The following is a 6,634-nucleotide window of genomic DNA, read 5'->3' on the forward strand; positions in this document are numbered from 1 at the left end:
AGGCCAATGAAATTGTAGGTAATTATGGTGCCCAAGTTTCTGAAGAAGAAGTAAGCAATGAAGAAGACCGTATTTTATCCTTTTTTGACACCCCTGATCCTGTATCAGATCCCATTTCTGAGAAACTGAAAAAGGAAGATTTAAAAGTAGCTGCGGGTGTTTCAGTAGCCTTGAAAAAATTCGTTGAGGACCGGAAGCTTGATGGCCTGGCCTATTATTACAATGGAGAGGCCCAAAGTGAAACCCAATTGGTGATGTCCAACTTAATTGTTGGCAATTCCCTATTGACAAGTTCAGGTTTTCCCATGTGTGGAGAGTCTGACTTAAAATGCTGTATAGCCATGTTTATCATGGACCGTTTCGGTATAGGTGGAAGTTTTGCTGAGTTTCATCCGGTAGATTTTAAAGAAAACTTTGTTTTAGTTGGGCATGATGGTCCACACAATATATCGATTGCTCAGGGCAAGCCAGTGCTTCGAAGTCTGAAAAAGTACCATGGCAAACCCGGTTTTGGTGCAGGAGTGGAATTTAAAATCAAAGAAGGCCCCATTACCATGTTGAGCATTAGTTCAAATTATGAAGGGAAATTTAAGTTTGTTATTGCGGAAGGTGAATCAGTGGAAGGCCCTATTCCTCCTACAGGAAATACCAATACCAGAGGCTTTTTCAAACCAGACGTTCGCACTTTTCTGACCAACTGGATCAAGGAAGGGCCAACCCATCATTTTGCCTTGGGCATAGGTCATCACGCAGCAAGCATTCAAAAGATTGCCAATTATTTAAATATAGAATCGGTCATAGTAGTCTGAACTTAATTAACGATTAACCCAAAATAACTGACTATGAAAACACTTATTAAAAGTTTTGTTTTTGAAAGAATGGGGACTATAATTTTTTTGAAATGATTCATGGTTGGAGATTTGTTGAAATAGGTAAGATGAATAATAAATGTTTTCTGGTATTTTAGATAAACCGTAAAATAAAAATGAGGAGAAATAGAAACGGTAGAATTTATTTTCATGCCTTATATATAAATGCTGTATTAAGTCTACTGACAAGTTGCCAAAGTGGCGAAACAGAAAAGAGGGACAAAAAACCTAATGTATTGGTTATTCTAACAGACCAGCACACCAATGATGCGCTAAGCTATTTGGGTAATCCTTTTTTAAAAACGCCTGCAATGGATCAGCTAGCTAAAGAAGGAACCTTTTTTACCGCCTCTTATTGCACATCCCCTGTTTGTGGCCCTGCAAGGAGTAGCTTGATTACAGGGAGAATGCCCCATGAAACGGGTGTGGTCTGGAACTCCACGAATATCCTTCCGGAGGTGCCTACCATAGGCCAGATTTTTAAAAAAGCTGGATACAATACTGCTTGGGCAGGGAAATGGCATTTGCCACAGTCTTATCCTGCCAAAAGTGAGATGGATTCCGTTGCCGGTTTTGAAGTAATTCCCTTTCAATCCCTTTCAAAAGAATGGGACTTGGGCGAAGATACAGATGGACCTATTGCGGATGCAACGGTCCATTACCTTAACAATTATTCAGAAGACCAACCTTTTTTATTGGCTGTTTCTCTTCATAATCCACATGATATCTGCCATGTTCCAAGAAGGCCGGAGGAGTATGCCAAAGCCCATGAGTTGGAAGACTTGCCGCCCCTTCCTATTAATTACGCAATAGATCCTGATGAACCACAATTCCTAAAAGAAAAGCGTTTGATGGATCATTATGGAGATGAATTGTTGAAGACCTTGGACTATACCGATGAAGATTGGCAAGCCTACTTGTACCATTATTATCGGTTTACTGAAATGGTGGACAAGGAAATTGGAAAAATCATGGAAGCCTTAAAGAAAAATGGCTTTGATGAGAATACAATTGTAGTCTTAACCAGTGAACATGGGGATGGGGGCGCTGCTCATAAATGGGCTGCCAAATTAAGTCTCTATGAAGAAGTAGCCACTGTGCCTTTTATTATTCGGTACAAGGGCAGGGTCCCTGCACAAAACATTGATAGAAATCAGTTGGTATCAGGAATTGACCTAGCTCCCACGATTGTTGATTATGCAGGGTTGGCTTCCTCAGCTAAATTTACAGGTAAAAGTCTTAAGCCGATTTTGGAAAATCCCGGCGAAAGGTTGAGGGAATATTTGGTGGTACAGTTGGCTGATGATAAGTTGGACTCGAGCAGGCAGGCCAGAATGATTAGAAATGATCGATACAAATACAATTTGTACAATCAGGGCGCACGAAATGAACAGTTGTTTGACTTGTGGAAAGATCCCGGCGAACAAAATAATCTTGCTTATCAGGAAGCTTATGCACCTGTTAAAATAAAATTGAACAAGGCATTGAAGGAATGGATCGCTGCCACAGAGGATGACTTTTTTCAATGGCATCCTTTGCCGAATATAAATGAGGAATAGTTGGCCTGTGTCCTTTAATCGTTTAAATAAACACGAATAACCATGAAATTTAGTACAAACCTCTTTTGTTTAATTGTCGGATTTTGTTGCACATGGCCTCTTTTGACCCAGGCCCAGGAAAGCACAATCTATAAAGAAATGCGACAAAATTTTCAGGATCCACCAAGTACAGCCAAGCCTACCGTTTATCATTGGTGGTTAGGGGGGCATGTGGACACTGTTAGGTTAAAAGAAGAAATACGTTCATTCGACGAAGCAGGGATTGCAGGTTTTACCATATTTGAAATAGGGTCAAGAGATACCGTGCTTGTAGGTACTGGTCCTGAATTCCTGGGTGAGGAATCACTGAAGACGATAAAAGTTGCGGTGAAAGAAGCGGGTAAATATGGGATGGAAGTTGGGCTGAATACTGCAAGTAGTTGGAATGCAGGCGGAAATTGGCTAACGCCAAAGCAAGCTGCAAAATCCATTTACCAACGCAAGGTGACAGTTACAGGAGGAGCAAAGAAAAAAGTTAATTTGCCTTTTCCGGAGATTCCCGAAAAAGATCCCCGGGGGAGGAGGCGAATTATTTCTTATGGCAAAGATGGGAAGCCGGTTTATTCCCAAGAGATAGCCGTTTTGGCCATCCCTATGTTTGAAGGAAATGCGGAGATGGACACCAGCCGGATACATGATGTTTCTCAATATTTTGATGCAAAAAAAGAGGTGTTGAATTGGAAAGTACCGGCGGGAGAATGGAAAATTGTAAGGTATGTGAGTTCCAATTCCGGAGAAAACTTAGTGTTACCCAGCAAGTATTCTGCTGGTCCGATAGTAGATCATTTTGATGCGGAAGCTACAGCCTTTCACTTTAATTATATTATAGGTCGATTGGAGTCGGCTTTGGGAGACTTGCGAAAAACAGCCCTTAAAAACCTATACATGGCCAGTTATGAAGCTAGGGGCTTCAATTGGACACCGACCTTACCCCAGGAATTTAAGGAGCTAAATGGGTATGATATAAATAAACTTCTTCCAATACTTTTTGATGAAATCAAGCTTACTGAGGAGGCAACTTCTGCTTTCAGGGCCGGCTTTCAAAGGACTTTGTCTGAGTTGATGATTAAGAACTTTTACATGAAGTCCAAGGAGATTTGCAATGCCCATGGATTGAAAAACAATAGTGAAGCAGGAGGTCCAGGCTATCCTTTACATAATGTTCCGGTGGAACCATTAAAGGCTTTGGGTAAAGGCTTGGACATCCCTAGAGGGGAGTTTTGGATCAATCATCATAACTTTAGTGAGGAGGGAATGGATGTGTTACGTGTAGTGAAAGAGGTGTCTTCTGCCTCCAATATGTATGGATTAGGAATCGTGGAGATGGAGGCCTTTACTACTTTTCAACAATGGCAGGAAGGGCCTTTTGAAATGAAGCCTATGGGAGACAGGGCTTTTGCTGAAGGTATGAACAGGGTGGTTGTCCATGGATCTACTCATAACCCTGAAGGTACAGGGAACCCGGGCATTGTTTACCACGCAGGCACCCACTATAATGACAAAAGGGTTTGGTGGAAGAAAATTCGACCTTTTAATGAATACTTGGCTCGGATATCATATGTCCTTCAAGAGGCTGACTTTAAAGCGGATGTTTTGTATTATTATGGAGATACTATCCCTAATTATGGAGGACACAAACGCAGTCGCTTCAATCCGGGAGAAGGATATGATTATGAGTTAGTGAATACCGAAGTGCTTCTTGGTCTTGAAGTGAGAAACGGAAAAATTTTCAATCCTCGAAATAAAGCGGAATTTAGTCTACTGGCCTTGACCAAGGAATATGAAATCAATCCTAAAGTCTTAGCAAAACTTGAACAAATGCTTAAGGACGGAGCTATTATTACGGGACCTCAACCCATTCGAATAGCTCCCGAAAGAAATATGAATGGGCTACCGGACATGAATGGCTGGCTGGAAAGGTTATGGAAGCCATTCAATAAAGCAACATTCAAACCAGGGGACAGGTCTATTTATTATAATGCTTCAATTGGAGAGCTACTTAATGCATTGAATGTATACCCTGACTTTGATTATAAGGACAAAGGCTTTTATACCTTGGATTACACCCATTATCAAAAGGGAGGAATGGATTTCTATTTTCTGGTAAATACCACGGATACTTGGATGTCCAGAAACTTAAAATTTAGACAGCATGACAAAATTCCTGCTTTATGGAATCCTGAAAATGGCAAAATAACCCGCATTCCCGTTTATGAAGAATCAGAAAAAGGTACCACCTTGCCTTTGACGCTTGCTCCACACGAAAGTGTATTTGTGGTTTTTCAAAGGGGGAGTAATCCTGACCACTATACAAAAGTAAAACATAATGGCATCCACCCACCTCAGCTTCGCTACACTGAAAATGGTATTGAGTTTTGGGAGGAGGGTGATTTCGGCCTGATACAAGATGAAAATTTATTGGAACTATCCACCAGACTTCATAAGGAAGAGCTTGATGGGGCTTGGGAGGTTTATTTCCCTGAAGGCTTTGGTGCTCCTGAAAAAGCAATTATTCCGGAGTTAAAATCTTGGACGGAGTCAGCAATTGAAGGTATCAAATACTTCTCCGGTACAGCGCGTTATGAAAAGCAATTTATTCATAAAATGCATGCTTCCGATTTCCCTAAGTCTAGGATTTATCTTGATTTAGGTGATCTTTCCCATGTCGCTGAGGTGTGGTTAAATGATAAGCCCTTGGGAATTACTTGGGCCAAACCATATCGGTTTGATGTGACAGAAGCGATTAAACCCGGGATTAATCAATTAAAAATTGAAGTAGCCAATACCTGGTCCAATAGGTTGACAGGGGATGCGTTGACAGGGGAGCAGTTTACAAAAACACACGTAGCTGCGACGGTGATAAAAGGTATTCCCAAATTAAGAGTGCCATGGGAAAATTCTCCTTTGATTCCTTCCGGAATTTTTGGTCCGGTTACTATAACTACCGTTCTCCCAATTGTAGCTCCTTAGTGATTTTGAGCAGCATTATTGCTTTTTTCTGCAACAATGCTGCTCAAATTATTGACTATATTTCTTAATTAGTCTGCTTGATATACGGTAAATGATTTCAATTCCATTTGGCTTTCATCACCTTTCAAGGTCAATCGAAGTTTATCGGCTTTCGTATTACCAAAGTGATGAATGCGCTTTCTGCCAATGGTTTGGCCTTCTGCTACTGTTTGCCACTTACCACCTTTAAAACTATCAAGGGTATATTGCTTGATGTGTTGTCCATTGGCAATGTTTTCTTCCAAAACCATTAGGTTGGGTGTTTGGTTTTTAGGAATTGTAAGGGTGTAAATCGTATTGTTATTGCTTTGCGGCTGATTATAATTGGCCACTGGATGTGAAAAAATTTCCGTAATGGCTGCTCCAAACTCTTCCAGTCGCAATACTTCAGCAGCTGGGATCAGGCCGCTGGTGTCAGGAGTCATATTGACCAAAAGGTTGGCCCCTCGACCGATTGATTCGGAATACACATTCATCATAAAAGGAAGGTCACGTAAGGTTTTATCTGAATCCGGTTGCCAAAACCAAGTTGATCGGGTATGGAGGTTGGCTTCAGCAGGAATCCATCCCGAACTTTGTGGGCCTACCCATTTATCAAAACCTTCTCCCGGCTGCACCACATTGTTTAAAGGATAAGCCGCCCATCCTTGTTCACTTCCCGACCAGCGAACATCAGGTTTGGTTCCTCCCATGACAATGGCTTTGGGTTGCAAAAGCCGCACCATGTTGTGGATAGCATCGCCATAAGCTGTGCCCAAGGCTTGATTGGTTTCAGGATCCATGACATCCCAGCCGAAGGGATCATAGGCACCATCAAACCAAAGGTAGGAGATCTCTCCATAGTTAGTCAGTAACTCTCTGAGCTGCTCCAGAAAAACAGGGAAATACCTATGAATGTCTCCTACAATTTTGCGTTCCCCTTGTGGATCGGGTGTGCTGGTACAGCCAAAATGCTTGTCTCCACCTGACACATAGAGACCAATTTCAAGGCCATACTTTCTACATGCAGCTACAAATTCCTTGACCACATCGCCATTGCCATTTTTCCACTTAGCATTTTTAACAGAGTATTTCGTAGTTTTTGTAGGCCAAAGACAGAAGCCATTGTGATGCTTGGCTGTTAAAACGATGTGTTTTGCCCCAAATGATTTGGCTGTT

At 41.6% G+C, this 6,634-nt stretch carries 3 protein-coding genes and 1 pseudogene; 3 read left to right on the forward strand and 1 reads right to left on the reverse strand.

From position 1 onward, the window contains the following. From AAC037_RS17125 to AAC037_RS17135, 3 genes and pseudogenes are all read left to right on the forward strand, one after another. Nucleotides 1-809 (forward strand): annotated as a pseudogene (locus AAC037_RS17125) (arabinose isomerase); the annotation flags it as partial. A gap of 176 nt (nt 810-985) precedes the next feature. Beyond that, nucleotides 986-2,428, forward strand: a complete 1,443-nt coding sequence (locus AAC037_RS17130) for a sulfatase-like hydrolase/transferase (RefSeq protein ID WP_339904268.1) — start codon at nt 986-988, stop codon at nt 2,426-2,428. Between the two features lie 42 nt (nt 2,429-2,470). Next, on the forward strand, nt 2,471-5,437 hold the full coding sequence (locus AAC037_RS17135; RefSeq protein ID WP_339904269.1) for a glycosyl hydrolase: 2,967 nt from the start codon (nt 2,471-2,473) through the stop codon (nt 5,435-5,437). Nucleotides 5,438-5,505: 68 nt separating this feature from the next. On the opposite strand, the gene AAC037_RS17140 is transcribed toward AAC037_RS17135, so the two are convergent. Further along, the coding region (locus AAC037_RS17140; protein ID WP_339904270.1) for an alpha-L-fucosidase at nt 5,506-6,634 on the reverse strand (1,129 nt) is incomplete at its 5' end.

It is taken from the genome of uncultured Cyclobacterium sp., assembly GCF_963976465.1.
In the GTDB taxonomy this organism is placed as follows: Bacteria; Bacteroidota; Bacteroidia; order Cytophagales; family Cyclobacteriaceae; genus Cyclobacterium.